Annotated in this window: 16 protein-coding genes and 1 pseudogene; 6 read left to right on the plus strand and 11 right to left on the minus strand. The window is 69.4% G+C overall.

Annotated elements, in window-relative coordinates; translation table 11 throughout:
* Positions 1-11 precede the first annotated feature (11 nt).
* A complete protein-coding gene (locus R2707_14850; protein MEZ5246378.1) occupies positions 12-1,496 on the plus strand; it encodes a hypothetical protein in 1,485 nt (494 codons plus the stop codon).
* On the opposite strand, the gene R2707_14855 is transcribed toward R2707_14850, so the two are convergent.
* From R2707_14855 to R2707_14865, 3 genes and pseudogenes are all read right to left on the minus strand, one after another.
* A complete protein-coding gene (locus R2707_14855) occupies positions 1,489-5,652 on the minus strand; it encodes an EAL domain-containing protein (protein ID MEZ5246379.1) in 4,164 nt (1,387 codons plus the stop codon). The genes R2707_14850 and R2707_14855 overlap by 8 nt on opposite strands.
* A gap of 51 nt (positions 5,653-5,703) precedes the next feature.
* A pseudogene (locus R2707_14860) lies at positions 5,704-6,303 on the minus strand (redoxin domain-containing protein).
* A 12-nt stretch (positions 6,304-6,315) separates the two neighbouring features.
* Positions 6,316-6,741, minus strand: coding sequence for a hypothetical protein (locus R2707_14865; GenBank protein MEZ5246380.1), 426 nt, complete (start codon positions 6,739-6,741; stop codon positions 6,316-6,318).
* Positions 6,742-6,779: 38 nt separating this feature from the next.
* Between R2707_14865 and R2707_14870 the strand changes: the two genes are divergently transcribed.
* The gene (locus R2707_14870; protein MEZ5246381.1) at positions 6,780-7,562 is read left to right on the plus strand and encodes an enoyl-CoA hydratase/isomerase family protein; all 783 of its coding nucleotides are present in this window, start codon (positions 6,780-6,782) and stop codon (positions 7,560-7,562) included.
* A gap of 23 nt (positions 7,563-7,585) precedes the next feature.
* Here the strand turns inward: R2707_14870 and R2707_14875 are convergent, their stop codons facing one another.
* The 7 genes from R2707_14875 to R2707_14905 all read right to left on the minus strand — a co-directional run bounded on the left by R2707_14875 (position 7,586) and on the right by R2707_14905 (position 15,343).
* Positions 7,586-8,359, minus strand: a complete 774-nt coding sequence (locus R2707_14875) for a hypothetical protein (GenBank protein MEZ5246382.1) — start codon at positions 8,357-8,359, stop codon at positions 7,586-7,588.
* Entirely contained in the window at positions 8,356-9,264 is a 909-nt protein-coding gene (locus tag R2707_14880; protein ID MEZ5246383.1) for an ABC transporter ATP-binding protein, read from the minus strand. Before R2707_14880 ends, R2707_14875 begins: the two co-directional genes overlap by 4 nt.
* 74 nt (positions 9,265-9,338) lie before the next feature.
* The gene (locus R2707_14885) at positions 9,339-10,220 is read right to left on the minus strand and encodes an ABC transporter permease (GenBank protein ID MEZ5246384.1); all 882 of its coding nucleotides are present in this window, start codon (positions 10,218-10,220) and stop codon (positions 9,339-9,341) included.
* The gene (locus R2707_14890; protein ID MEZ5246385.1) at positions 10,217-11,146 is read right to left on the minus strand and encodes an ABC transporter ATP-binding protein; all 930 of its coding nucleotides are present in this window, start codon (positions 11,144-11,146) and stop codon (positions 10,217-10,219) included. Before R2707_14890 ends, R2707_14885 begins: the two co-directional genes overlap by 4 nt.
* A gap of 60 nt (positions 11,147-11,206) precedes the next feature.
* The gene (locus R2707_14895; GenBank protein ID MEZ5246386.1) at positions 11,207-11,704 is read right to left on the minus strand and encodes a GNAT family N-acetyltransferase; all 498 of its coding nucleotides are present in this window, start codon (positions 11,702-11,704) and stop codon (positions 11,207-11,209) included.
* Between the two features lie 28 nt (positions 11,705-11,732).
* A complete protein-coding gene (locus R2707_14900) occupies positions 11,733-13,736 on the minus strand; it encodes a thiamine pyrophosphate-binding protein (protein MEZ5246387.1) in 2,004 nt (667 codons plus the stop codon).
* The gene (locus R2707_14905; protein MEZ5246388.1) at positions 13,733-15,343 is read right to left on the minus strand and encodes a glutamate synthase-related protein; all 1,611 of its coding nucleotides are present in this window, start codon (positions 15,341-15,343) and stop codon (positions 13,733-13,735) included. Before R2707_14905 ends, R2707_14900 begins: the two co-directional genes overlap by 4 nt.
* A 239-nt stretch (positions 15,344-15,582) precedes the next feature.
* Here R2707_14905 and lhgO point away from each other — a divergent pair, with 239 nt between their 5' ends.
* From lhgO to R2707_14925, 4 genes are all read left to right on the plus strand, one after another.
* Positions 15,583-16,809, plus strand: coding sequence for an L-2-hydroxyglutarate oxidase (gene lhgO, locus R2707_14910; GenBank protein MEZ5246389.1), 1,227 nt, complete (start codon positions 15,583-15,585; stop codon positions 16,807-16,809).
* 89 nt (positions 16,810-16,898) lie between these two features.
* Positions 16,899-17,570: a response regulator transcription factor gene (locus R2707_14915; GenBank protein MEZ5246390.1), complete on the plus strand. Its 672-nt coding sequence runs from the start codon at positions 16,899-16,901 to the stop codon at positions 17,568-17,570.
* On the plus strand, positions 17,570-18,586 hold the full coding sequence (locus tag R2707_14920; protein MEZ5246391.1) for a HAMP domain-containing sensor histidine kinase: 1,017 nt from the start codon (positions 17,570-17,572) through the stop codon (positions 18,584-18,586). The genes R2707_14915 and R2707_14920 overlap by 1 nt, the downstream gene beginning before the upstream one ends.
* Positions 18,583-20,028, plus strand: coding sequence for a DUF4173 domain-containing protein (locus R2707_14925; GenBank protein ID MEZ5246392.1), 1,446 nt, complete (start codon positions 18,583-18,585; stop codon positions 20,026-20,028). Before R2707_14920 ends, R2707_14925 begins: the two co-directional genes overlap by 4 nt.
* Here R2707_14925 and R2707_14930 read toward each other — a convergent pair.
* A complete protein-coding gene (locus tag R2707_14930) occupies positions 20,025-23,447 on the minus strand; it encodes an adenylate/guanylate cyclase domain-containing protein (protein MEZ5246393.1) in 3,423 nt (1,140 codons plus the stop codon). The genes R2707_14925 and R2707_14930 overlap by 4 nt on opposite strands.
* Positions 23,448-23,519 lie beyond the last annotated feature (72 nt).

The raw sequence follows: 23,519 nt of genomic DNA on the forward strand, positions 1-23,519 counted from the left end.
CCCTATGCGCCGTGAGCATCGACCCTCGAACCCCTGTCATCATCGGTGTCGCCCAGACCTCGCATCGCCCCGCCGCCGAGGAGCGCCCGGGTGATGCCCCCGACCCGATCGATCTGATGGCGGCGGCGGTCCGTGACGCGAGCGCCGACAGCGGCACCGACCCCGATGCGCTGCTCGCGCAGATCGACACGATCGCCGTGATCGGCGGGCTCTGGCGCTACAAGAACCCGGGCGCCCAGGTCGCCGACGAACTCGGGCTGACCCAACCCGTCCACTCCATCCTGACCACCTTCGGCGGCAACCTCCCGATCTCCTCGACCCACGCCATCGCCCGACGGATCCAGGACGGCGACGTCGACCTCGCCGTCCTCACCGGCGGCGAGTGCAACCTCACGCGGCGGGCCCTGGCGAAACGGGGCGAGGAGCCACCGCGACGCGACGACATCCGGCCCGACGAGGTCGAGACCTGGGGCCCGCCGCTCGACATGGGCGACCGCGTGTCCATGGGCCGCGGCGGTGACACTCCGCGCAACAGCTACGCGATCCTCGACAGTGCGATCCGGGCCCATCGCGGCGAGACGCTCGACGAGGCCCGAGACCGTGCCGCTCGGACGTGGGCCGGCTACGCCGCCGTCGCCGCCGACAACCCGCACGCGGCCGACCGCTCGAACCCGACCGACGCCGAGATCCGCGAACCGTCGGCGCGGAACCGCATGGTGAGCTGGCCCTACACGAAGGCGATGTGCGCCAACAACACCGTCGATCACGCGGCCGCGATCATCATCTGCAGCTCCGCACGCGCCGATGCACTCGGTGTTCCCGAGGCACAGCGCGTGTACCCGGCGCTGTGCGTCAACTCCGAGGACACCCCGACGATGCTCGATCGGGAGGAGATCCATGTCGCACCGGGGCTGCGCGCCGCGGCGTCGACCCTGGTCGACGCCCTCGGGTCGGTCGACGCCATCGACCACATCGAGCTGTACTCCTGCTTTCCCTCGATCGTCGCACTCACGGCCGAGGAACTGGGCATCGATCCCGGGCGGCGCCTCACCGTCACCGGCGGACTTGCCTTCGCAGGAGCACCGCTGAACTTCGCGGCCGGTCAGGCTCTCGTCGGCATGGTGGCGACATTGCGGGCGGACCCCGGCTCGATCGGCGTGGTCCAGGGCAACGGCGGCCACGCGACCAAGCATTCCATCGGCGTCTACTCCACGACCCCGCCGGCCGCACCCCACCAGGTGCACGACCTGGGTCTGCGAGGTCCCGGCCGGCCGATCGCCGACCCCGAACGCGAGGGCGACGCCACCGTGCGAGGCGTGACCGTCGAGTACGGCCACGACGGTCCGGAGCGGGCGATCGCCGTGGTCGAGTTCGACGACGGTTCGCGATCGTGGGGCGTCTCCGACGACCCCGACTTCATGCAGCTGATCACCGAGGAGGAGACGGTGGGCCGCCGGGTGCGCATGGCGGCCGGGAACATGGCGCTTCTCAGCTGACCGACTGGGCGAGCCGGGCCCGGAACGCGTCGGCCGAAGCCGGGCGACCGAAGTAGAACCCCTGGGCCCGATGGCATCCGAGCTCGATCAGGATCGCGGCCTGCGCGGCCGTCTCCACCCCCTCGGCGACCACATCGAGTCCCAGCGCGTCGGCCAGCGACACGATCGACCGGACGAAGGCGACATCGGATGCGTCGTCGCCGAGATCGCTCACGAACGCCCGATCGATCTTCAGCGCATCGACGGGGAACCGCTTGAGGTAGGCGAGCGAACTGAAGCCGGTGCCGAAGTCGTCGACCGCGAGGTGGACGCCGAGTTCCTTGAGCCGCCCGAGGATCTCTTCCGAACGGTGGACGTCGTTCATGACCGCCGACTCGGTGATCTCCAGACAGAGTCGTGACGGAGCGAGGCCCGAATCGCCGAGCACTCGCCGAACGAGCGCCACCGTCTCCTCGCGCTGGAGTTGGGCCGCCGCGAGGTTCACGCGGATCACCGGGGCGTCATCCCCGCCGGGCCAGGTGGCGGCTTCGGCACACGCCGCCACGAGGACACGCTCGCCGATCTCGACCACCAACCCGGTCTCCTCGGCCACCTCGATGAACTCGCCGGCCGACAGCAGGCCGCGGGTGGGGTGTTCCCAACGGACCAGCGCCTCCGCGCCCAGCACCGTGCCGTCGTGAAGGTCGAACTCCGGCTGGTAGTGCACGAGCAGCTCGTCGCTGCGCAGCGCCCCGCGCAGCCCGGCCTCGGTCTCCATCCGCGCCTGCACGGCTTCCCGGAGTTCTTCGTCGAAGGCCTCCGAGCGGGCCCGGCCCTGCGACTTCGCCCGGTACATGGCCGTGTCGGCGCGGCGAATGAGGTCGTCGACCGCGGTCTGGTCGTCGGCCACGGCGATACCGATACTGGCCGTCGGGTAGACCTTCTGACTCCCCAGGGCCACCGGCTCGCCGATCAGGCGCATCAGCCGCTCGGCGACGAATTCGGCCTCGGCCACGTCCACCGGCCCGGGTAGGACCACGGCGAATTCGTCACCGCCGAGGCGGGCCACGAGGTCCCCCGGCCGCACGGCCAGACGCAAGCGGTCGGCGACCACGACGAGGAGTTCGTCGCCCCGGTCGTGGCCCAGCGAGTCGTTGATGTTCTTGAAGCGGTCGAGGTCGAGCAGGAGTACCGCCACCGACCCGGATCCGTCGGCGACCCGGTGGATCTCGTCGAGCAGTCGGCGGCGGTTCGCGAGCCCGGTCAGCTCGTCGTGCGATGCCTGGAACCGCAGCAGCTGCTCGGCCCGGCGACGCTCCGTCACGTCCTCGATGTGGATCAGCCAGAAGTGCTCTCCGCTCTCGCCCTCGATCACCGATCCGCGCATCTGGCCCCAGACTCGGGTGTCACCGGGTCCACGGAACGCCGCCTCCGAGGTCAGCTGACCGTTGGCCTCCTCGGCCCACGCAACGGTCTCGTACTGGTCGTCGTAGACGTGTTGCGGGGACGTGCCGACCAACGCTTCGGCCGACTCCGCTCCCACGAAATCGACGAATGCCTGGTTGCACGTGATCAGTTTGAGTTCCTCGTCGCGCAAGACGACGCCGATCGGCGCACCCAGGAACGCCGCCTGGGCATAGCGCTGGGCCGCCGTCCTGGCGCCAACTTCCTGGATCATCCGGCTGAGCGACTCCAGGAGATCGATCGTGTCCTCTGACCATTCCGACGTACTCGAGGCCGCGAGCATGATGTGCTCGACCGATGATCCGTCCCCTCGAGGGATCGCGAGACGGGTCCGGCCCCAGTCGTCGTCGACGTCGACGACCCGCTGGGCGACCGTGCCCGACGTTCGCGCCGCATCGAGCAGGGAACCGGGCTTCCAGGGTCGTTCGGCCGGAAGCTCGTCGGGATGGGTGTCGTCGTGAACCCAGACAGCCGACCGCAGGTAACGCTCGTGGCGCGACTCGACGGTCCAGTCGACAAGGAGATCGATGCCGCAGAACTCGGCCACTGCTCCCATCACCCGGGCGAGCACGTCGCGGAAGTCGTCGGGCGTCGCCTCGGCCAGTTCCGCTGCGCACTTGCTGAGCAGGCGCTGCGCCGCCAGGCGCTGTTGGGCGACCCGTTCCTCGACCAGTCGGGCCCGGAACTGTCCGAGCATCACGGCGAAGGAGCGGATCACCTCGACGGCGTGGTCGGCGATCGCCCGACTGGCGGCGACGGTGACGAGCGAGTCGATTCGACCGCCGATCGTGACGGGGAACACCGCGATCCGCACACCGTGGCCCCACTGTTCGTCGACGAACGCGGACCACTCGGGTTCGGTCTGCACCGCCTCGATCTCGCTCAGCTGGTCGACCTGCAATTCGCCGGTGAACTGCAGCTCCTGGCCAGGTATCGGGCGCGGACGGTCCGGCACCGACCACGAAGACTCGACGATGCTTCGGCCGGACCGCACCCCGCGAAGGCAAACCCCCTCGAGCTCCAGCTCGACCCCGAGTCGGGCCAGTGCCCGAGCGGCGGCGGCATCGGAACTGTCGAGCGACGCCCCGAGGAACGTCTCCGCGATGTCGGACAGCACGTCGTCGAGGTGGAGCCGCCGGGTGATCTCCTCCTCGGCCCGAAGCCGCACCTGGAGCTGACCCACGAGATCGGCCGTGGCGTTGGCGAGCTCCCGGGCGGCTTCAAGATGCGGAACCTCGCCGGTCGACCAGATGAAGGTCAATGCCGCCGGCGGCAGCCCGGTGCCCCGAATCGGTGCGACCACCGTCGTCCACTTGCCGTCCACACTGTCCCGCAGCGGCGGCGCGTCCGCGCGCTGCGAGTCGAGCACGCTCACCCGGATCTCCGGGGCCATGAGCTCGTCGATCAAGGGCATCGAGTTCCGGTTGAGCGTGGTGCCCACGTCGATCGGGAACGACTCCGGTTCGGACCACGAGTGGGTGATGGAGATCGTCTCCCGATCGGCCTCGACGCGGGCGATGAGTGCGAGATCGGCGCCGAGGTGGGCCGCCATCCGCTCGAGCGTCTCGCCGATCGCGGCGTCGGCGGTGGCCGTATTGGCCTCGAGGAACAACTTGCCGGCGCCAACGAGCGCGCGTTGGGCGACGAGCAGCTCCGACGAGGCCCGCTCCGCGGCGACACGACCCCGCGTCTGGGCGATGAGCGACACGAGCGTGGACAGCGCGTCGAACTCGGTCGGGTTCCAGTCGCCGTCACCGATGCGGCTCACTGCGAGCAATGAGTCGCCCTGACCGACCGACGCCGGGAGCAGTGCGACGGTTCGGGGCGTGGTGCGGAGGTCGAGCGAGTCGGTCATCTCGGGCCCGACGAGCGCATCGACGAGTTCGGCGAGGTCGAGGACCCGCGGCTCCGAGATGTACTCGCGCAGGCTGTAGTCGCCGGCGCCCGGGATGACCGAGATGTCGGGAACCGGGAGACGGCGGAACTCGGGCGGCAGCGGCGTCCTTGCGACCATCGTCGGAATCTCGATCGTGGTGTCGTCGACCACGTCGATCAGGACGACCGATTCGAGGCCGTAGACGTCCTTCACTTCGCGCAGCGCCTGGTCCACCACCGCCTCGAGCGAGTCGGGAGACACGCCTTGGAACCGGGCGGCGAGGGCGACCGTCAGGTCGTCGAGACGGAGACGTTCGCGGAGGCGCTCCTCGATCCTGATCCGGCTGTGGAACTGACGCAGGAGCATCACCACGCCGTGGATCAGCTCGAGATCCCGCTCGTCCCAGCTGTTGGTGGCCGACGCGACCACCAACACCACGCTCTCCTGCGGACGTTCGTCGATGAGGGCGACCAGTGCGTAGCCCCGCCGCCAGCCGCGTCGGGCGCAGAGTTCCTCGCCGACCACCAGTTCGAGACCCACGACGGCGACTCCGCCACCGGCGACGACTGCGTCGCGAACGGCGGGATCGGGTGTCGCCAGGAACCCCTCACCGAGATCCACCCACTCGTCGACCGACCAGGAATGCGTGGCGTGACCCGACATCGTGGCCGGGTCGATCGACCAGATCCCGATCGACAACGCGTCGAGCACCTCGGCGATGCGGGCGATGGCGTTCTCGATGACGGGCGCGGCGGTCTGGGCGGTGGCGTCGATGAACGACGCGCCCAGCTCCCACAGGACATCCTGCGAGACCCATGACCGACTGGGTTTCGACATCGTTCAGTCATCGGCCGAAAAAGCGCCGATCTGAGTCGGCGGTCTCGCCGGTCAGCTCCGGGGAACGCCGTGGTACGGACTTCCCGCCTCTTTCCACTCCCCGAAGAGCTCCATGAAGGCCTCACCGAACGGATCGATGTCCTGGAGCGGCATGGCGGCTCGACGGACCGTGAAATCCATCGGCGCCAGCCGAGCGGCCTCGGCGAACCAGTGCGCAGCCCGCTCGGTGTCGCCCTCTCGGCGGAGGTGCGCGGCGAGACGGAACGCGAGGCGGGCGTCGACCTCGTCGTCGTCCAGATCGTCGATGTCGGAATCGGCATCGTCGGGAACGACGCCGTCGCGAACCCACGCCCGGACCTGGTCCATGTGCGCGTCAGGGGTGATGCCGGTGAAGTCGACGAACAGGTCGCTGCCCACCTCGGCCGAGTTCGGCCGAGCGATCGAACCATCGGCGTCGATCCACACGACCGTGGGCACGTTGCTGATCGCGTAGAGCTCGGCGAGGAGATGGTCACGATCGAGCAGCACCGGGAAGGTGATGCCCTGCGCCCACTCACGCACGTCGTCGACCGATTCGTCGAGGAAGGCGCCGATGACCGTGAATCCATCGGCCTGGAGCTCGTCATGAAGTGTCTGCCACCCGGGCAGCTCGTAGCGGCAACCTCACCAACTGGCGAAGGCGATCAGCAGTCGCTTGCGGTCCTTGAACTCCTCGAGCGAACGAAGCTTGCCGTCGAGATCGGGCAGCGAGAAGCCGGGGGCGACCCGTCCCTTGAGGGCAGCCCGTCGATCGGCGGCCGGCGCACTCACCGCAACGACCGCGGCCTGCTCGTCGACCATCGAGGCCATACCCAGCACCGAGGCGACGGCGCCGAGATCGATCCGGTCACCGTTGCGCACCGCCGCATCGGGACGCACCGGGACGCACACGTCGCCGCGGCACAGTCCTTCGGGCTTGAGTTCCCAACCCAACGCCTCTGCGACACCGCCGGCATCGGTGAGGACCCTCCCGTCGACCACGGCGGCCTCGATCTCGTGCAGCGGAACCGCACCGGTCGCATCCTGGTTGAGTACCTTCACCGTCGGCATGTCTGCCCCCTTCGTGGACGAAGATAGCGTGCCGGGCCATGAGTGACTTTGTGAAGTTCGAACGAGACACGGCGCCGGGCGTCGCCACGATCCGCATCGACCGCCCGAAGGTCAACGCGATCAATGGCGATGTACTCGCCGGCGTGCTGTCGATCTGCGAGCAACTCGTCGACGACACCGACACCCGTGCGGTGGTGCTCACCGGCGGTGAACGCAACTTCGCGGCCGGGGCCGACATCACGGCATTCCCCGACTTCGACCGTGAGGCGGCGCTCGAGTTCTCGCGCTACTTCAACCGCGCCGCGCTGGCGCTCGAGAACCTTCCCCAGGTCACCGTCGCCGCGATCAACGGGTACGCGCTCGGTGGTGGCCTCGAGCTGGCGCTCGCCACCGACTTCCGGATCGCCGCCACCGATGCCCGGCTCGGCATGCCCGAGATCCTTCTCGGCATCATCCCCGGCGGCGGCGGCACGCAACGCCTGAGCCGACTCGCCGGTATCACCCTGGCCAAGGATCTCGTCTACTCCGGTCGCCACATGACCGCCGACGAGGCGCTCGCGGCCCGCATCATCTCGTCGGTCCACGAACCCGACGAGGTGCAGGCAGCCGCCGTCGACCTCGCGGCCCGCTATGCCGGCGGACCCGCCTCGCTGCGCATCGCGAAACGGGTGATGCTCGCGGGATACCACGAGCCGCTCGACGCCGCCGTCGAGATCGAGGCGCAGGGGTTCGCCGACACCTTCGCGACCGAGGACAAGGTCACGGGCGTCGCCAGCTTCATGGAGCACGGGCCGGGCAAGGCGACCTTCACCGGCCGCTGAGCCGGACCTCGGGGCGTTGGTGATCAGGCGACTTCGAGATTGTTGAGGCGAAACGTCGCGAGCGCGAGCGCCGCCACCGCCACGACGAGCGGCACCACGATGCCCGCCACCTGCGACAGGTCGCCGAGGGCGATGTCGACCCCGGTGCGGTCGGTCAGGATCGAGCTGAGGTAGCCACGCACGGCGACCTTCGCCGCCGCGCTGCCGAAGCTCGCGACGAGCCCCTCCCAGATGAGGATGTAGCCGAGCCCCCACACGATCGGGTTCTTCACCACCAACCCGAGCAGCACGAAGATGGCGCTGTAGGCGAGGATGCCGACGATGGTGGCGATCACCGAGGCGACCACCAGCTCGGATCCGGCATCGAGCAGGATCGCGGTCAGGGTCATCGGGATCAGGGTCAGCGGCAGGCTGACCGTGAGCGCGGCGAACCATGCGCCGACGGCCACCCCAGAACGGGGCATCGGCCGGAGCCAGAGGTAGACGAGCGTGCCGTCCTCGCGGGTGTCGCCCAACGACGCACCGGCGAACACGAGGGCGACGATCGGCACCAGCAGCGTGAACCCGATCAGCGAGACGACGAACACCCCGTCCTCGAGCTGCTGCAGCGCGATGTCGGCAGGGGACAACGGGGGGAACTGTTGGTCCGGGGCGGCCCGACCGACGAGCCAGCCGAGGAGCACGACGATGCCGCCGATGCAGATCAGTGCGGTCACCCTCCCACGAGTGAGAAGTTGGCGGACCAGGACCCGGTAGACGACGCGAATCGTGTCGATGACGTTGACCGTGCCGCTCATCGGCCCTCCACCAGGTATCGGAAGACGCTCTCGAGATCGTCATCGAGGGGTCGCACGCCCCGCAGCCGGACGTCGAGTTCGCGGGCGATGGGCGCGAGCTGGCGTCCGAACGTGTCGACGTCGGTCGTGTCGAGTTCGATGCCCTCGGCATCGACATGGGCCCCGTCGACGATGGATCGCCCGAGCAGGGCGGCGGCCAGGCGCCGCGGGTCGTCGGCCTCGACGCGGATGCGGTGCGGACGGTCGTCCATCAGCTCGCGGAGCGCGTGATAGTCGCCCGATGCGGCGAGGCGACCCTGGGCGATGACGAGGATCCGCGATCCCAGCTTGGCCACCTCGTCGAGAACGTGACTGGAGACGAGGAGGCACTTCCCCGCTGCGGCGAGCTCGTTGAAGAGGGCGATCATCCGACGGCGCTGCACCGGATCGAGGCCGGTGAGGGGCTCGTCGAGGATCAGGACCGCCGGATCGTTGACGAGGGCGGCCGCCAGCTTCACCCGTTGGCGCATCCCCTTGCTGTAGGCACCCACGCTCTTGGTGTCGGTCGCATCCAGCTGCACGATGTCGAGCACACGACGCGCCGCGGCGGCCGGGTCGTCGACCCCGTGCATCATCGCGGCGATCTCGACGAACTGGCGGGCGTCGAGCCGGTCGAAGAGTCCGTCCTGTTGTGGCGCGAGGCCGATCTGTCCGCGCACTGCGGTGTCGGTGCGGGCGTCGCGGCCGAGCACGCGGACCGTGCCCCGGGTCGGCGGGGCCAACCCGCACAGCATCCGGAACAGGGTCGACTTGCCCGCACCGTTGGGTCCGAGCAGGGCGGTGATCCCCGGGCCGACGGTGAACGACACGTCGGACACGGCGACGACATCGCCGAAGGCCTTGGTGACGTTGGTGACCGACACCATGGGCGGGGGCGGTGGCGGCTGAGCCGAGGACGGCGGTGGCGGCTGAGCCGCAGGCGGGGGTGGCAGGCTCGACATCATGCACCGGCCCTGCGATAGCGGGCCCAGAGGGTGGCACTCGCGGCGGCCACCCAACCGAGGTTGGCCGCATAGACCCGTTCGGTGGCGATCTCGGGGTACTGGCCGGGGTCGCCGAAGATGCGGGCGATCATCTCCATCGGCATGTTGACCGGATCGAGCAGGCGCCATTGCGTCGACTGGTCGGCGACGTCGACGAGGATCTGGACGACGATCAGCGAACCCAGCATGGTGAGCACCACGGCGAGGCTGGCGAACGCCCGCCGGTCGGTCAGGCTCGCCGCACCCCTGCTGATGAGGGCGTAGACGATCGACGCGAGGGTGCCCGAGACGAGGATCCGGAGCATGGTCAGGATCCAGTCGCCCACCCCGTCGGGGCCGAGCGACGCGAAGGTCATGCCGAGGAGATAGACGATGGTCGGCACCAGGACGATCAGGGCCATCAAGCCGGAAACCGACAGCACCTTCGCACCGAGATAGGTCTGGCGGGTCAGCGGGGTCGACAGGTAGAGCGACAGCATGCCGTCGCGCCGGTCGCGCACCAGCGCCTCGGGCGCGACCAGGCCGGTGAAGAGGACCATCGCGGCGATCGACTGGCGGGCCAGCTCGGAGTAGGCCGGGATGATCCCGACGAGGAAGTCGTTGATGAACTCGTCGCCGCCCAGCAGCACCGCGGCGCCCACGAAGACCACGGCCGGCAGCATGGCGACGATGACGACGAGCGCCGGGGCGATCTTGTGGCGGGCCTTGCGGCCGAGGCCGAGGACGCTGCGGGTCGTGTGCCACGCCGTCGAGCGGACAGCGCCCCACACGCCCTTGCGGCGGCCGTCGAACTTCCGGTAGCCGCGGTCGAGGATCTGGGCGGAGCCGTCGGTGGTCATGTCGGCACCGCCTCGAACAGGTCTTCGAGCCGGCGCCGGCGTTGCTCGATACGCCGGACCCGTGCAGAGGAATCGGCGATCGCGTCGCGGACCGCGTCGGCGATGTCGTCGGCCGACGCACCCAACACGTCCATGCGGGCCGAGTCCGGCTCGCGGGTCACCCGCAGCCCGGCCGCCGTGAGACGGGCGACAACCGCCTCGACGGCATCAGGGACGTCGTCGATCTCGGCGAGCTCGACGGTCACGCCCTCGACATCGCCCACGAGTTCCTTCAACGGTCCCTGGGCGACGAGGCGACCGGCATCGAGGGCCACGACATTGTCGCAGATGCGCTCCACCTCTTCGAGGAGATGCGACGACAGCAGGACGTCGATCTGGTACTCGGTGCTGATCTGACGGATCAGCAGGAGCATCTCGTCACGCTGCACCGGATCGAGCCCATCGGTCGGTTCGTCGAGGAGCACGAGGCTCGGGTCGGCCGCGATGGCCTGGGCGAGCTTGACCCGCTGGCGCTGCCCGGTCGACATCGTGCCGAGGGCCCGGAACCGCTCCTCGCCGAGCCCGACGAGCCACAGGGCATCGCTCGCCCGCGAGCGGGCCTCGCTGCGGGGCATGCCCCGCACCTCGGCGAGGTGCTTCACGAAGTCGGAGGCCGGCATGTCGTCGGGGAAGACGTTGCGTTCGGGGCCGTAGCCGACCATGGACCGGAGTTCGGCGCCCTGGCGCAGCGGGTCGAGGCCCAGCACGGAGACCGACCCGCCCGTCGGGGTCCGCAATCCCAGCACGATCGACATGAACGTGGTCTTGCCGGCACCGTTGGCCCCGACGAGGCCGGTGACGCCGGGCGGCACCTCGAGTGTCAGCGTGTCGAGGGCGCGATGGGTTCCGAAGACCATGGACACCCCGCTCGCCGCAATGACACTCACGGGCGTCATCATTGCCCACACCGGGTCCCCACGGCGTCCACCCCGAGGATGATTCGCGAATCAGTCGACGAGACGCTTCTCGAGCATGGTCACGCGTTTGGTGCCACCCTCGGTGTCCTGCTCGCCGACGGAGGCGAAACCCCGGGCCTCGTGAAAAGCGAGCGACACGTCGTTGCGGGGCTCGATGTTGACCTCGGCGAGCATGACCCGATGGTCGTCGGCCCGGCCTCGGCGGGCGAACTCGTCGTAGAGGCGGGTGCCGACACCGAGACCGCGACCCTGCTCGGCCACCACGATGCGGTCGACATAGATGAACGCGTCGTAGCGGGCGCTGAACCACGCGTAGTTCAGGGATCCGTAGTCGAGACCGGGGCCGATCAGACCGATCACGAAGCCGGCGATGGATCCGTCGGGACCGTCGATCACGAGGAAGCTGTGGGCCTCGGCGAGGAACCAGTCGAGATCAGCACGGCTCAGCTCGTTGACCGCGGGGACGGCCGCGTTGTTGTGCACGAGGATCTCGTCGAGATCCCCTTCCGTGGCGAGGCGGACGGTCATCGCCCCTCCTTACACCAGCAACGCGTCCTCACACCAGCAACGCGTCGGTGATGACCTCGACGAGGGCGGGGCCGTCGTGGGCGAGGGCTGCGGCGATCGCCTCGTCGAGGTCCTCGATCGACGTGACCCGGATGCCCTTGGCCCCGCACACCTCGGCGAAATCGGCGAAGTTCGGGTTGTGCAGCGAGGTTTGCCACACGTCGAGGTCGGCGGCCCGCTGTTCCTTGCTGATCTTGCCGAGCTCAGCGTTGTTCATCACCACGTGGGTGATGTTCATCCCGTACTTGACCGCCGTGGTCAGCTCCATCGCATACTGACCGAACCCACCATCGCCGGAGATGGACACGACGGCCCGGCCCGCGAACTCGGGTCGGCTTCTGGTCGCCGCCCAGCTCCCCATGGCGGCGGGGAACGAGAACCCGATCGATCCGAGGTAGCCCGACATCAACACCGACTGCTCGGCGACCTCGAAGTAGCGGCCGAACGAGTAGGTGTTGTTGCCGACGTCGACGGGAACGATGGCATCGGCGGGCACGAGCCGCGACAGCGCGTCGAACAGCGCTGCCGCGTTGATCCCGTTGCCCTGATCGTCGGCTCGCCGGCTTGCCTTCTCCTCCCGCCAGATCTTCCAGCGCGATGCGGTCTCGGCGACCATCGCGTCGACTCGTTCGGTGTCGGCATCGACCGCAGCAGCAAGGGCCGACGCGGCGATGCCGACATGGGCCTGGACCGGAACGGTCACGGAATGGAAACGGCCGAGGGCCATCGGGTCGAAGTCGATCTGCACGATCGGCTTGTAGTCGGAGATCCCGGTGTGGTTCGCGAACGACACCCCGAACGCGAGCAGCAGGTCCGCCTCGTTCATGAACCAGCTCGCGATGGGGGTACCGCTGCGACCGAGCACGCCGCAGGCGAGAGGATGGGCGTCGGAGACCGACCCCTTGGCCTTGAAGGTGGTGGCCACCGGAGCGCCGATCCGTTCGGCGAGCGCCAGGATCTCGGTGATGCCCTCGCGCGCTCCATGGCCGACGATGATGACGGGCCGCACCGCCGCTGAGAGCGCGTCGACTGCCGCCGCAAGCGCGTCGGCCGGCGGCGCGATCGCTCGACTGCCGGTGCGGCCATCGGGTGAACCGGCCGACACGCCGTCGGCTGCCGGGAGTTCCTGGACCTCATCGGGCAACACGAGATGGGCGACGTCCCGTTCGACGAGCGCAGTCTTGCAGGCGAGGTTCATGAGCTCCGCATGGTCGGAGCCGGCCTGCACGGTCTCGGAGTAACGGGCGACATCCGCGAACGCGGCGGCGAGGTCGGTGTCCTGGAACGCACCCCGACCACGGACCTTCGACGGCACCTGACCCGAGAGCGCGAGCACGGGGGCCCGATCGGTCTTCGCGTCGTAGAGCCCCGTCATCAGATTGGTCGACCCCGGGCCGGCGATGGCGAAGCAGGCGGCGAGCCCGCCGGTCAGCTTGCCGTAGGCCGTCGCCGCGAACGATGCGGCACCCTCGTGGCGGATGCCGATGAAGGTGAGGTCGCCACGTTGCTCTGCGACCCGCATGGCGTCGGCGAACCCCAGATTCGAGTGACCGACCATGCCGAAGACGTGAGTGACGCCCCACTTCGTCATCGTCTCGACCATCACGTCGCTCACGGTGCGGACGCGTGGCGACTCGACCGGGAGCGCGACATAGACCCCGTCGTCGCGCACCTCGGTGCGGAACGCGTCGGGGGCGTCGGCAAAGTCACCGGGGGGCACGCCGTTCTTCGGCGAGTAGTCGTAGCCGTGCCACGGACAGCGCAGCCAGCCGCCCTCGATCGACCCCTCGCCGAGCGGTCCACCCTGGTGCGGACAGGCGTTCCCGAGGCAGCCGTAGCCGCCCTCGGCGGTGTGAGTGACGCAGAGGCTCTCGTGGCCGATCGTCACTGTGGCCACCCGACCCTCGGGAACCTCGTCGAGCTCGACCAGCTTGTGCCACTCGAACTCACCCCCGGGGAGCGCGGGTTCCGTGGTCGAGGGCGTCTCAGTCATCGCACACCTCCGTAGGCGACGCCGGAGAGATCGGCCATGTCCTTGCTGAACGTCGTCAGGTCGTCGAGGCAGAACTCCCGCACGTGGGTGTGTCCGCACGCCCTGGCCAACACGCCCATCAGCTCGGTCGACGCCGCGAAGAACCGATGGAGCCGCTCGGCCGCCTCGTCGACGGGGAGCCGCTCCCGAAGCTCCGGCTTCTGGGTCGCGATACCGACCGGGCAGTTGTCGGTCGAGCACGCCCGCATGCCGATGCAACCGATCGCCTGCATCGCCGAGTTCGACACCGCCACCGCGTCGGCGCCCAGCGCGAGGGCCTTCGCGAAGTCGGTGTGGGTCCGCAACCCGCCCGTGATGACGAGCGTGATGTCGGATCGACCACGGGCGTCGAGATGTCGACGGGCCCGCGCCAACGCGGGGATGGTCGGCACCGAGATGTGGTCGCGAAACACCACGGGCGCGGCTCCGGTGCCGCCGCCACGACCGTCGAGGATGATGTAGTCGACACCGATGCGTAGCGCGGCGTCGATGTCGTCCTCGATGTGCTGGGCCGAGAGCTTCACCCCGATCGGGACGCCGCCCGACATCTCACGGACGTCGTCGGCGAGGCGGCGATAGTCGTCCTCACAGGTGAGATCCGCGAACGTCGACGGCGAGATCGCGTCCTGGCCGGGCTCGAGCCCCCGCACCTCCGCGATCTTCCCCTTGACCTTGATCCCGGGGAGATGTCCCCCGGTGCCCGTCTTCGCACCCTGGCCCAGCTTGAAGTGGAACGCCTGGACGTCGGCGACCTTGTCGAGCGACCAGCCGAACCGACCACTGGCGAGTTCGTAGAAATAGCGGGAGTTCTCGGCCTTCTCCTCGGGAAGCATGCCGCCCTCCCCCGAACAGATACCCGTACCCGCCAGCTCGGCGCCCCGGCCCAGCGCGACCTTCGCCTCCTCGCTGAGGGCACCGAAGCTCATGTCGCTCACGAAGATCGGGATCTCGAGATGGAGGGGCCTCTCCGCGTTGGGGCCGATCACGACGTCGCTCCCGACCGCCACGTCGTCGAGCTGGGGCTTGCGGGCCAGCTGCGCCGTCACGAACTGGATGTCGTCCCACTTCGGCAGCCGGTCGCGCTCGACGCCCATCGATGTGACCGGCCCGTGATGACCCAGGTAGTCGAGGCCTTCGTCGGCCAACCGGCGGATCAGGGAGACGTGTGGCTCGGCCGGGTCACCGTGCGGGTCCTGGAACTCGCCTTGATAGGCCTCGCGGTCGTAGGGCTGGGGGTGCTCCTTGATCCACGCCGCGATCTCCTCTGCGTCGACCATCAGGTCGTCGCCGTCGATCCACGACGAGAACTTGTGGAGTCGCTCGCGGTTGTCGTAGCTCGACACCCCGGTGTGGAACACATAGTCCCAACCGTGCAGCCCACAGAGCAGGTTGTCGCCCACCACGCGACCATCGGCCATGTGCGCGCCCCGGTGCAGACACCGGCCGTAGAGAACCGACTGGTTGTCGTCGAACCGTACGATCACGAGGTCGACCCCGTCGACGAACGCCCCGACCGGTTGGCGGTCCGGCACCTCGCTCCATGCCGCGATCTTCACAGGCTGCATCATCCACTCCTCGTCACCGGCGCCGCTCCACAGCCTGGCCCATCTCGGCGGCCGGCGGTATTTCGGGCCGAACGCGGTACGGATACTCATTGCCTACTCATGCATACTCATTGCCTACCCATTACTTACTGACTGCTGCGTACTCATTGCTGCGTGTGGTTCGGCCGACGGGATGACTCGATGATGGAATCGATGGCGGAGAACGAGGCGATGATGCCCACGCGACGACGAGACGACCGACGGTGAGCGGCGCGATCGGTAGCGACCGTGTCGACGTCGCGATCGTCGGTGCGGGCATCCTCGGGCTGACCACGGCACGGGCCCTGCTCGCCCGCGACCCGCGCCGTCGCATCGTCGTCCTCGAGAAGGAGGCGACCCCCGCGTTCCACCAAACCGGGCGCAACTCCGGCGTCATCCACTCGGGCATCTACTACAAGCCCGATTCGGGCAAGGCGGCCATGGTTGCCGCGGGACGGCACGACCTGATGGCGTTCCTCGACGAGCACGGCATCACCTACGAGATGTGCGGCAAGGTCGTGGTGGCGGTCTCCGACGACGAGCGGCCCCGGCTCGACGCGCTCGAGGTCCGCGCCGCCGAGAACAATGTCGCGACGGAGCGACTCGACCGGGTCGGCCTGCGCGAACGCGAGCCCCACATCGAAGGCGTCGCCGCCCTCCGGGTGCCGAGCGCCGGAATCGTCGACTATGGCGAGGTCTGCGTCGCCCTCGTCGACGATCTCACCGCTGCCGGCGTCGAGATCCGCCTCGGCACACCGGTGACCGGCGCCACGGTGACAGCCGACGGTGTGCGGATCACGACCGGACACGGGACGATCACCGCAGGTTCGATCATCAACTGCGGTGGCCTCCATTGCGACCGGGTCGCCGCTGCGGCCGGCGCCGACACCGACGGCGTCCGGATCATGCCGTTCCGCGGCGAGTACTACGAGCTCGCCCCGGGCGCCCGTCATCTGGTCAACGACCTCGTCTACCCGCTCCCCGATCCCGATTTCCCGTTCCTCGGCGTCCACCTCACCCGCATGATCGACGGCAGCATCCACGCCGGTCCGAACGCGGTGCCCGCGCTGAAGCGTGAGGGCTACCGGTGGCGCGACGTCTCGATGCGCGACTCCGCCGAGATCGCCTTCGCCCGGCGAACATGGATCCTCGCCCGCAAGTACTGGCGCAAGGAGGTCGGCGAGATCCACCGCTCCCTGAGCCGACGCGCGTTCCTCGAAGCGCTCCAGCGACTCTGTCCCGAGCTCACGAACGACGACCTCGAACCATCGGGTTCGGGTGTGCGGGCCCAGGCGATCACGCGTGACGGCACCCTGCTCGACGACTTCGCGTTCGCCGACAGCGAACGAGCCGTCCATGTCCTCAACGCGCCCTCTCCGGCGGCGACGGCGTCGTTCGCCATCGCCGAGACCGTGGCCGATCGCCACGAACGGGTCGTCGCCGGCCTCTGAGACGGTCCCCGCGGCCCGATCCGGATCTGCACGACATCTTCACATCGTCCGCGGGTCTCCCACACCCGAGGTTCTCTACGGTGGTCGCCGTGGGGAAGATCCTTGTAGTGGAAGACGAGCCGGCGATCGCGGCCGCGGTGGCGGCGCGGCTCGAGTCGGTCGGTCATGAGGTCGAGGTGTGCCACGACGGTGCCGAGGCGGTGCAACGGTGCCAGGACCTCGAGCCCGATCTGGTGGTACTCGATCTGCTCCTGCCCGGCCTCGACGGCCTCGAGGTCTGCCGACGGATCCAGGCCGAACGGCGGGTGCCGGTGGTGATGCTCACCGCCCGCGACGACGAGACCGACATGCTGATCGGCTTCGCGGTCGGCGCCGATGACTACCTCACCAAACCGTTCAGCCCGCGGGAGCTGGTCGCCCGGGTCACCGCCGTCCTGCGCCGGGTCGCCGACGAACCGAACGATCCGACCTCGCCCGACCATCGGTTGGGCGCGATCGAGATCTGGCGGGCCAGCCGACGGATCCGGGTCGAGGAGCGCGACGTCCATCTGACCCCGACCGAGTTCGATCTGCTGGCCCAACTCGCGGCCGCGGCGCCGACCGTCATGACCCGCGAGCAGCTGCTCGTGGCGGTGTGGGGATACCGCGACGGATCGGGCGCACGTACCGTCGACAGTCACGTCCGGGCCGTGCGCCGCAAGCTCGGCGACGACGTGATCCGCACGGTGCACGGCATCGGCTACGCGATCGGCGACATCTGATGCAGCGCTTCCGTCCGCTCGATGTCCTCCCCTCGATCAAGCTGAAGCTGTCGGCGATCATCATCGGGGCGATCGCCATCGCCGCGCTGGTGAGCACCATCGGCTTCCGCCTCGACTGGCCGGTGTGGGTCCGGCCCGTCATCTCGGCCACCATCGGTGTGTCGATCATGTGGCTGTTCGCGCGCGGCATCGTCTCCCCGCTGCGGGAGATGGCCGCCGCGGCGACACGGATGGCGAGGGGCGACTACGGGGCGACCGTCACGGCCACGTCGGCCGACGAGGTGGGCGATCTCGCCCGGGCGTTCAACGCGATGGCGCGGCAACTCGAAGAGGTCGACCGCGACCGTCGCGATCTCATCGCGATGGTGAGCCACGAGCTGCGGACGCCGATCACTGCGCTCCAGGCCAACCTCGAGAACATCGTCGACGGTGTCACCGTCGCCGACGACGAGCTGCTGGCATCGATGCTCTCCCAGACCGAGCGGCTCGGCCGGCTGGTGTCGCAGCTCCTCGATCTGAGCCGGCTCGAGTCCGGGGCCACGATCCTCTCGCTCGAGGAGGTCGATCTCGCAGATCTCGGGCACGAGGCCGCGCAGGAGGTCGCGCTGCACCGACCAGACCAGCGCATCGAGATCGACGTCGAGCCCGCCGGCCTCGTCGTGACGGCGGATCGCGAACGACTCCACCAGGTCATCGCGAACCTGCTCGACAACGCGACCCGGTTCAGTCCCCCGGGTGAGCCCGTCGTCCTGCGCGGCTCGCTGCTCGGCGACGACGTGCGGATCGAGGTCATCGACCGAGGCCCGGGCATCCCCGAGGGCGATGCGGTGCGGATCTTCGAGCGCTACCAACGCGGCAGCCACGTCCGTTCGACCGAGTCGGGTGGCACCGGCCTCGGACTCGCCATCGCCCAGTGGGTGGTGGAGCTCCATGCCGGCACGATCACGGCGCGACCCGGCGATCCCCACGGGTGCCGGATCGAACTCGACCTGCCTCGCAACGGCGCAGCCCGATGACCTCGACGCTTCCGCCGCCACCCCGAGCCGAGGACCGCACCGACGTCGAGTCGCCCGAACTCTGGCGCATCGCGCCGTCGGCCGCCGTGCTCGTGTCGCTGCTGGTGGGAGGCCTGGCCGTCGATCTCGGGATGCGACATCCCGCCGGTGCACTGTCCGTCGTCGCGGTCGCCGTCGCCGGTCTGGCCGGACGACGCGGGGGCTGGGTCCGCGGCCCTCTCGCACGACGGCTGCTCGGGCTCTCCCTCCTCCCGGCCTCGATGCTGATGTTGCGCGACGCGTCGTGGCTGACCGTCCTCGACCTCGGCGCCGCGGTCGGGCTGATCGTCCTGGCGGTCGCGGTCCGCGGAGAGCCGCGGTCGATCGGACGGGCGCTGGGGCGCCTCGTCCATCCTGTGGGGGCGCTCGAACCCGCGACGATGTCGGTGCGCCTGGTCGCCGATTCGGCACGGGCCACACTGACCGGCCGCGATGTGCTCGGGCGCCGCATCCTCCGGCTGACGCGAGGACTCTCGATCGCTGTCCCCGTGACCGTGGTGCTGGCGGCGCTGTTGTCGGCGGCTGATGCCGTCTTCCGCTCGTGGCTCGAGGTCCCGTTCGACGCGACGATGATCCTCGACCACGCCGTCGTCGTCATGGTCGGCGCCGCCGCCACAGCGATGCTCGCCGGTCACGGCGCTTGGGCCCGTCCGAGACCGGCGCCGGCTCCGCGCCGGTTCGTCGGCCCGACCGAGGCCTCGGTGGTACTCGCCGGCGTCGTTGCCGTCTACGGCGTGTTCGTGGCCTCCCAGATCATCGCGATCGCGGCCGGCGGCGGCTATGTCGAGCGCACCACCGGCCTCACCTATGCCGAGTACGCGCGGGCCGGCTTCTTCCAGCTCGTGGCCGCGGCGATCCTCACACTGGTCGTGCTCGTGATGCTGCGGCGTCATCGACGCGCCGCCTCCCCCCGACTCGCCCGCCGACTCGTCGTCCTCGAGCTCTCGACGGTCGGCCTCACCCTCGTCGTGGTGGGCGTCGCCATCCGTCGCCTGTTCCTCTACGAGGCTGAATACGGGCTGACGGTGCTGCGGTTCTCGACCATCGTCTTCGCACTGTTCATCGGGTTCGTCTTCATCGTGACCGGGCTCTCGATCGTCGGTCGACTCCGCCACGATGCCGCGGCAGTGGTGATGATCGGCGCCCTGGCAACGCTCCTCGCCGTCAACGTGGCGAATCCCGAACGGATCATCGCCGAACGCAACATCGCCCGCTTCGGCGGCACCGATCAGCTCGACATCGACTACCTCGTCGACCATCTCGGCGCCGACGCGCTGCCCACGATGCTCGCCGATCCGGCGGTCGCCGCCCGCGTGTGTGGGCGACACGTCGACGATCGGCTGATCGTTTTCAACTGGAGTCGGGTACGCGCCGCCGCCGCGCTCGCCGATGCCTGCGGCTAGACGGTGGACGCCTCGGGCTCGGGCTCGGGCTCGGCCAGCTCGCCACATGCGGCCGAGAACGCGGTGCGCCAACCGGCGGTGTCGAGACCGAGGGCCGACGCGGTCTTGATCGCGCTGACCTCGGCCACGGCGGCGTCGTCGGTCGCGAGCGCCTTCAGACATTGCGCCTCGGCCAATGCCACGATCGTCGGGTGGATGCGGTCGCCACCGAGTGGCACGGCTTCGTAGGCGCGGTCGAGGGCGACCCTCGCGCCGGCCTCGTCACCGGCTCGGGCTGCGGCACACGCGGCGGCGCAACGGGCGATCACCCGATCCGCGTAGGTGGAGCGACCCGATTCCTCGACGATCGCGATGTAGGCGTCGCTGTCCCTGCCGACCGCCGATGCGACCAGCGCCAGCGCGGCCCAGCCCCAGCTCGAGCCGTGGTCGGTCTCGGTCGACATGAGCTCGAACAGGCGAGCGGCACCGCCGATGTCGCCCCGCTGGAGATGGATGAGTGCGGTCGCCACGGCGAAGTCGGACTCACCGAGCTGATCCGGATCGAACCGTGCGACCTCGTGGAACGCCCGCCGCCCCATCGCGATGTCGCCGACGGTGGCGGCGGCAGCCACCAGCGAGGTCTCCAGCACCTGCAGGGCCGGATGCTGCCGCTCGTCGGTGAGTTCGTTGGTGAGGATCCGAAAACCCTCGTTGATCCGGCCGGAGCGGACCAGGGCCCTGCCCTCGATCGCCACCGCCTGGGCGGGTCCGAGCGGATCGGAGCCGGCCGGGAAGATCGAACGGGCCTTCTGGGCCCGACGTACGGCCTCGTCGACGCGGCCGGTCCACAGCGCCACGGTCGCCAGGGCGACATGCATCATGCCCTGCGCCCAACGGTCGCCGCGGTCCCGGGCCTCGACGAGGGTCCGCTGGGCCAACTCTTCGGCCTCGGCGAAGCGGCCCGAATGAATGCGCACATAGGCGAGCAGACCACGCGACCACGCCATGCCCGGCAGGTCGCCGATGGCCTCGAACGCCTCGGAGGCCTGCTCGAGCCGCCCTTCCGCCTCGGCCATGCGCCCCGACACGAACGCGATCCACGCGAGGTTCTGGCGGGCCCACGCCATCCCGCCGACATCGTCGACGGAGGCGTACGCCTCGTAGGCGAGGTTGATCGACGATTCGGCCTGGTCGTGTTCGCCCTTGAACAGGCGCACCAACCCGACCCGGCGGAGGCTGTCGGCCTCGAGCACCGGATCGTGCAGTTCGATGGCCTGCACGAGCGCTTCCTCGCCCATGGCGAGCGCCGCGTCCTGGTCGCCCGACCATTGCGCGACCTCGCTGCGCAACAGCGCTTCGCGCACCCGCAGACGGGGATCGTCGCTCGCGGCGACGAGTGGCGCGGCTTCGTCGAGGTCGCGACCGGCCGACGGAAGATGGAGACGGATCAGTGCGGCCCTCGCCCGTTCGAGCAGCACCTCGGCCCGCAGAGGGTGGGTGTCGTCCATCAACTCGAGCGCGTCGCCGAAGAGCTGTTCGGTCCGCTCCATCGCCACCGACCCCGACGTCGAGCGAGCGGCGGCGAGCGTCCACGAGATCGCCTTGTCGAGCACATCGTCGGGCATGCCCTCGACACCGCCGAGCTCCGCCGAGTGAATCGCGGCGCGGCGATAGTGGTAGGCGATCATCTCGGCGCTGCCGGTGTGTCGGTTGCTCTCGATCCACGACGCGATCCCCGCGTGGCGCCAGGCGCGATCGGTCTTGGTGAGACGGCCGTAGACGACGTCGCGCACCAGGTTGGAACGGAACGACCACATCCTTCCCGCGGTTTCCAGCAGATCGGTTCGCTCGAGGATCCGCAGCGCATCGGTGATGTCGGGTTGGTCCCGCTGGAATTCCGCCATGCGCTTGAGCGCGACGAGCTCGCCCCGGATGCCGAGCACGGCGGCATCCTCGATCACGTGGAGGGCGATGTCGTCGAGCGCGTCGAGGCGGGCGCTGATCACGCTGCGCACGTTGGCCGGCAGTGACGCGACGTCACCGTCGGACGACGACTCGACCATGCGCGCCATCTCCTCGAGGAAGAGCGGGTTGCCGCCCGAACGTTCGACGAGCTGGCGGCGGACATCGGAGGGCGCATCCGGGAGCAGCTGACGGGCCAGGAGATCGCCGGCGACATTGTCGAGCGGCTCGACGGAGAGCGCCACGGAGTTGAACCGACCCGGCCGCGGGGCCCATCGGTCGAACATCTCGACCCGGCCGGTGACGAGCACGACGACCGTCCGGCGGCCGAGCCGGTCGATCAGATCGTCGAGCAACCGCAGGACCGCATCGTCGGCCCAGTCGAGATCGCTCAGCCACAGCAGGACCGGCGATCGCAGCGACAACGCATGGATGAGGGCACGGGCGGCCCGCGTTCCTTCTGCGGTGGCCCGATCGGCATCGAGGCGGGTGAGCCCCGTCTCGTAGCCGAGCAGGTGGCGAAGACCTTCGGCGGTGCGGGCCACGTTGGTCTCGTCGGCGGTCGGACCGAGTGCGTCGGCGACACCGGCCGCCACGATCTCGGGGACGTCGTCCTCGGGAGTGTCCGCGTCGATGCCGATGACGTCGCGTATCGCTTCGGCGATCGGCCACCAGACGTTGGCCTCCCCATAGGGCTGGCAACGGCCGTGCAGCACGAGGGCATCGTGTTCGTCGCGGGCGACCGACGCGACCTCGGACCCGAGCCGGGTCTTGCCGACCCCGCTCTCGCCCGCGAGGACGATCAGCTGTGCCCGGCTGCGTCGGTAGGCGGCCTCGACGGCCTTGCGCAGCACCGCGAGCTCGGGATCGCGACCGATCAGCGGGGTCTCCGGGGCATCGCGGCGCTCCCCCGGCCGACCCACCGGTTCGACGGCGCGGTAGGCGGTCACCGGTTCCTCCCGCCCCCGGGCGTGGAGCTGGCCGAGCGACGTGTAGTGGATCACTTCTCGTGTCGCGTCATACGTCGGCGAACCGACGAGGACCGTGCCCGGCTCGGCTGCGGTCTGGAGGCGTGACGCCGTGTTCACGACATCACCCATGGCCGTGTAGTCGTCGCCGGCCGAGATCGCCCCGACGAGCACCTCGCCGGTGTTGACCCCGATCCGGAGGCGGATGCCGACACCGCCGTCGGCGTCGAACCGCTGCACGGTCTCCTGCATGCGCAGCGCGGCTCGTACGGCACGCTCGGCGTCGTCCTCGTGGGCGATCGGCGCGCCGAACAACGCCACAATGGCATCGCCGATCACCTTGTCGACCCGACCGCCGAATGCCGTGATGTCGTCGGCGAGCAGAGCGAAGCAGCGGTCGACGAGGATCTTGACCTGCTCGGGGTCACGGGTCTCGGAGAGCCCGGTGAACCCGACGATGTCGGCGAAGAGCACCGTCACGAGTCGACGCTCGTCGTGCCGCTTCGACATCTCGTGACCGCAACTGCTGCAGAAACGCGCATCGTCCCGGACGTCGTTTCGACAGCTCGGACACTCCATCCG

This window comes from Acidimicrobiales bacterium, from assembly GCA_041394245.1.
In the GTDB taxonomy this organism is placed as follows: Bacteria; Actinomycetota; Acidimicrobiia; order Acidimicrobiales; family Aldehydirespiratoraceae; genus JAJRXC01.

Bases quoted from the DNA above. Each gene is read 5' to 3' on its own strand.
- R2707_14855 (MEZ5246379.1), bottom strand. From the start codon at position 5,652: ATGTCGAAACCCAGTCGGTCATGGGTCTCGCAGGATGTCCTGTGGGAG.
- R2707_14865 (MEZ5246380.1), bottom strand. From the start codon at position 6,741: ATGCCGACGGTGAAGGTACTCAACCAGGATGCGACCGGTGCGGTTCCG.
- R2707_14870 (MEZ5246381.1), top strand. From the start codon at position 6,780: ATGAGTGACTTTGTGAAGTTCGAACGAGACACGGCGCCGGGCGTCGCC.
- R2707_14875 (MEZ5246382.1), bottom strand. From the start codon at position 8,359: ATGAGCGGCACGGTCAACGTCATCGACACGATTCGCGTCGTCTACCGG.
- R2707_14880 (MEZ5246383.1), bottom strand. From the start codon at position 9,264: ATGGTGTCGGTCACCAACGTCACCAAGGCCTTCGGCGATGTCGTCGCC.
- R2707_14885 (MEZ5246384.1), bottom strand. From the start codon at position 10,220: ATGACCACCGACGGCTCCGCCCAGATCCTCGACCGCGGCTACCGGAAG.
- R2707_14895 (MEZ5246386.1), bottom strand. From the start codon at position 11,704: ATGACCGTCCGCCTCGCCACGGAAGGGGATCTCGACGAGATCCTCGTG.
- R2707_14900 (MEZ5246387.1), bottom strand. From the start codon at position 13,736: ATGACTGAGACGCCCTCGACCACGGAACCCGCGCTCCCCGGGGGTGAG.
- R2707_14905 (MEZ5246388.1), bottom strand. From the start codon at position 15,343: ATGATGCAGCCTGTGAAGATCGCGGCATGGAGCGAGGTGCCGGACCGC.
- R2707_14920 (MEZ5246391.1), top strand. From the start codon at position 17,570: ATGCAGCGCTTCCGTCCGCTCGATGTCCTCCCCTCGATCAAGCTGAAG.
- R2707_14925 (MEZ5246392.1), top strand. From the start codon at position 18,583: ATGACCTCGACGCTTCCGCCGCCACCCCGAGCCGAGGACCGCACCGAC.
- R2707_14930 (MEZ5246393.1), bottom strand. From the start codon at position 23,447: ATGTCGAAGCGGCACGACGAGCGTCGACTCGTGACGGTGCTCTTCGCC.